We start from the raw sequence: 3,578 nt of genomic DNA, 5'->3' as shown, positions 1-3,578 counted from the left end.
GTGCGCGTAGTCGACGAAGATCGGCGCGCCGTTGCGCTCGCCGACGCGTTCGAGCCGGCCCTTGGCGCCTTCGAGATGCTCCAGGCTCGCGAACACATCGGCGGCATCGCTGCCGGTGCCGATCGCAAGTCCGGCCGACACCAGCGCATTCTCGATCTGGAATTCGCCGACCAGCGGCAGCCGGATCGCGTAAGTCCTGCCGCGATGCTCCAGCATCAGCCTTTGCGAGAAGCCTTCGACCACGGCCTCGCTGAGACGAATGCCTTCCCCTGCCCCATCGCCGTTGCGGCCCACCGCCATCACGCGAAGGTCACGCGATGTCGCCGCAGCGATCGCCTCCGCCGAGCAATCATGATCGGCCGAGATCACCGCGGCGCCACCAGGCGGCACCAGCTCCCGGAACAGGCGGAGCTTCGCCGCGAGATAATGCGCGACGGTCGGATGGTAATCCATGTGGTCGCGCGACAGGTTGGTGAAACCGCCTGCGGAGATGCGGACGCCGTCGAGACGGTACTGGTCGAGCCCATGCGAGGAGGCCTCGAAGGCGAGATGCGTGACGCCCTCGCGCGCGATCTCATCCAGCTGCCGGTGCAGCGCGATCGGGTCCGGCGTCGTCAGCGAGCCATAGACGGTGCGCTTTCGCGAGACGAGGCCGATGGTGCCGATGCTGGCGGAACTATGCCCGAGCCTTTCCCAGATCTGGCGCGTGAAGGCCGCGACCGAAGTCTTGCCGCTGGTGCCGGTCACTGCCGCAATCGTCGCGGGCTGCGCGGGGAAGCACCTTGCCGCGGCCAGCGCCAATGCGCGGCGTGGATTGGCGACAGCGATGAACGGCACCTTGCAGGCGGCCGGCGCATGGTCGCCGACGATGGCCACCGCGCCCGCGGCGACAGCCGCATCGACGAAGCGCGCGCCGTCCGTCTTGCTGCCCGCGAGGGCGAAGAAGAGATCGCCCGGCTTGACCACGCGGCTGTCGAGCGCAAGCCCGCTCACCTCGAGCGCCGCAATGGCGGGCTCGATTGCGGCATCATGGCCCAGAACATCCTGACCTAAGAGGTCGCGCAGCTTCATGGTCTTCCAGTCGACATGCCGGAAAGGCGGACCTTCGGAAAAGCCCGACTCACTGGCGTTGGCGGCCCACCCCGCTGATTACTGGGTTGTCCTGGATGCTGCAAGAATAAGGCGCTCCGCAGGCGGCAGGTCGAACCGCGGCTCGACGCCCAGGAGCGGCGCGATGCGCTCGATCACCTTGCCGCCGGTCGGCACCGCGTTCCATCCCGAGGTGATGAAACCATGGGTTTCGGGCAGGGCTTGCGGCTCGTCCAGCATGATCAGGACGTGATATTTGGGATCGTCGCAGGGCAGGATGGCGGTGAACGAGTTGAGCACGCGCTTCTTGGCGTAGCGGCCGTTGATGACCTTTTCGGACGTGCCGGTCTTGCCGCCGACGTAATAGCCCTTGACGTCCGCCTTTCTCGCCGAGCCGACTTCGGCATTGAGCCGCATCAGGAACCGCATCTTGTCGCTGGGGTCCTGCTTGATCACGCGCTTGGCCAGCGCCGCAGCTTCGGATTCGCTGCGCTTCATGAACGTCGGCGGAATCAGATACCCGCCGTTCACCAGCGCGTTGATGCCCATCACCGCCTGGAGCGGCGCCACCGACAGTCCCTGGCCGAATGCGGCGGTGACCGTGTTCAATTCGCTCCAGCGCCGCGGCAGCAGCGGCGCCGCGCTCTCCGGCAGTTCGGTGCGCAGCCGCGTCGTCTGGCCCAGCTTGGCGAGGAACGCCTTGTGCGCCTCGACGCCCTGGTTGAGCGCGATCCGCGCCGCGCCGATGTTGGAGGAGTAGGTGAACACTTCCTTGGTGTTGATGAAGCGCCCGAGCGGATGGCTGTCGTGGATGGTGAACTTGCCATAGTGCAAATTGCCGCGCGCGTCCCACATCGAGTTCAGATTGATCTTGCCGGAATCGAGCCCCATCGCCAGCGTGAACGCCTTGAACGTCGAGCCCATCTCGTAGACGCCGGTGGTCAGGCGGTTGATGCGGTCGGGGTCGTGCGCTTCCTTCGGATTGTTCGGGTCGAAGTCCGGCAGCGACACCATCGCGACGATCTCGCCAGTCTTGACGTTGGAAACGAGGCCGGAGGCGGCCTTGGCGTGGAACTTGTCCTTGGCCTTCAGCAGTTCGTCGCGCAGCGCGTGCTCGACGCGCAGATCGACCGAGAGCTCGATCGGCTTCTGCAAGCGGTCGGTGGCAAAGCCGGCGCGATGGAGATCGGCGAGCCCTTGATTGTCGAGCCACTTCTCGAGGCCGGCGATGCCCTGGTTGTCGATGTTGACGAGACCGATGAGGTGGGCGACCTCGTTGCCGGTCGGATAGACGCGCTTGTTCTCGCGCAGGAAGCCGATGCCGGGAAGACCGAGCTTGTGGATGGCCTGCTGCTGCGCCGGCGTGACCTCGCGCTTGAGCCAGACGAAGCCCTTGCGCGTCCTCAGGCGCTCGCGCACCTCGGCCTCGTCGAGGTCGGGAATGGTCGCGGTGAGAAGCTCGATCGCCTCGTCCTTGTCGATGATGCGGCGCGGCTCGCCGAACAGGCTCGACGCCTTGACGTCGGTCGCGAGGATCGCACCGTTGCGGTCGACGATGTCGGGCCGCGCGGTCGCGACCACCTCCTGTGCCGCGGCGCGGCGGGCACCGTGTGCGTCGGCACCGATCGCGAACATCACGAGGCGGCCGCCGATGAGGGCGTAGACCGAGGCGAAGGCGAGCATGGCAAGGCCGACGCGTGCGCGCGCCTTCGCGACGCGATCGACGTTGCGCCCGTAGAGCAGGCTGCGGATCAGCCGCCGCCGCCAAGGCTCCGTCGACTTCTCGGTTCGTGTTGCGGGCGCCGCCGGGCTCATTGCTTGTCCTCGGGCTGAGTTACGGAGCCCGTCACCGTGTCGGGGTCGCTCGCTGCTTCGATGGTCTTGAGCATGGCCCCGATCGGATCGGGCTCGCCCGGCCTGAACATCCGCGGCGGACGCTCCGGCAGGTTCTTCAGCGAATCATATTGCGTGCCGTTGACCGGCTTGAGGTGCAGATGCCGGTCGGACACGCCTTGCAGCCGCAGCGGCGCATCGAGCTTGGCCCATTCCGCCCGCAGCGCGGCGATCGCGTCGCGCTCCTCGCGAATCTCTGCGCGCAGCCGCAGCACCTTCTCGGTGCGCGCCGTGGAATCCATCTTGATCCGGTAGACATGGGCCGCCGCGAAGATCAGCGCGCCGATGACGAGGAGGTGGATGATGCGCATGCGCTAGCCGCCCCTCACCACGTCGGCGAGCCTCGGCCAGGAGGATGCCTCGTCGGCCGCGTGCGCCGGCGCAGAGGTGCGCTCGGCGGCGCGCAGCTTTGCGGAACGCGCGCGCGGGTTATGCGCGACCTCGTCCTCACCGGCGACGACCGCACGCCGCGTCAAGAGCTGGAAGCTCGGCGGAATTTGCGCGACCTCCGGCAGGTGCCGCGAGCCGCCACCGGTCCTGGAGCGCTCGGACAGGAAATTCTTGACGATGCGGTCTTCGAGCGAATGGAACGAGAC

At 67.1% G+C, this 3,578-nt stretch carries 4 protein-coding genes; all 4 read right to left on the bottom strand.

Annotated features, from left to right (window positions below; translation table 11 throughout):
- Positions 1–1,071, bottom strand: a 1,071-nt coding sequence (locus tag JHD07_RS35330) for a UDP-N-acetylmuramoyl-L-alanyl-D-glutamate--2,6-diaminopimelate ligase (RefSeq protein WP_291630611.1), incomplete at its 3' end; no start/stop codon positions are given.
- A 78-nt stretch (positions 1,072–1,149) separates the two neighbouring features.
- Positions 1,150–2,904 (bottom strand): penicillin-binding protein 2, encoded by a 1,755-nt coding sequence (locus tag JHD07_RS35325; RefSeq protein WP_291630609.1) that lies wholly within the window; start codon positions 2,902–2,904, stop codon positions 1,150–1,152.
- The gene (locus JHD07_RS35320) at positions 2,901–3,293 is read right to left on the bottom strand and encodes a hypothetical protein (protein WP_291630607.1); all 393 of its coding nucleotides are present in this window, start codon (positions 3,291–3,293) and stop codon (positions 2,901–2,903) included. Before JHD07_RS35320 ends, JHD07_RS35325 begins: the two co-directional genes overlap by 4 nt.
- Positions 3,294–3,296: 3 nt before the next feature.
- A partial coding sequence (gene mraW / locus JHD07_RS35315; RefSeq protein ID WP_291630605.1) for a 16S rRNA (cytosine(1402)-N(4))-methyltransferase occupies positions 3,297–3,578 on the bottom strand: 282 nt, incomplete at its 5' end.

The organism is Bradyrhizobium sp. (genome assembly GCF_016462955.1).
In the GTDB taxonomy this organism is placed as follows: Bacteria; Pseudomonadota; Alphaproteobacteria; order Rhizobiales; family Xanthobacteraceae; genus Bradyrhizobium.
This window is presented reverse-complemented; position numbering and strand designations above follow the sequence as displayed.

What these genes read in the sequence shown, in the direction of transcription:
- JHD07_RS35325 (WP_291630609.1), bottom strand. Translation starts at nt 2,904, where the DNA reads ATGAGCCCGGCGGCGCCCGCAACACGAACCGAGAAGTCGACGGAGCCT.
- JHD07_RS35320 (WP_291630607.1), bottom strand. Translation starts at nt 3,293, where the DNA reads ATGCGCATCATCCACCTCCTCGTCATCGGCGCGCTGATCTTCGCGGCG.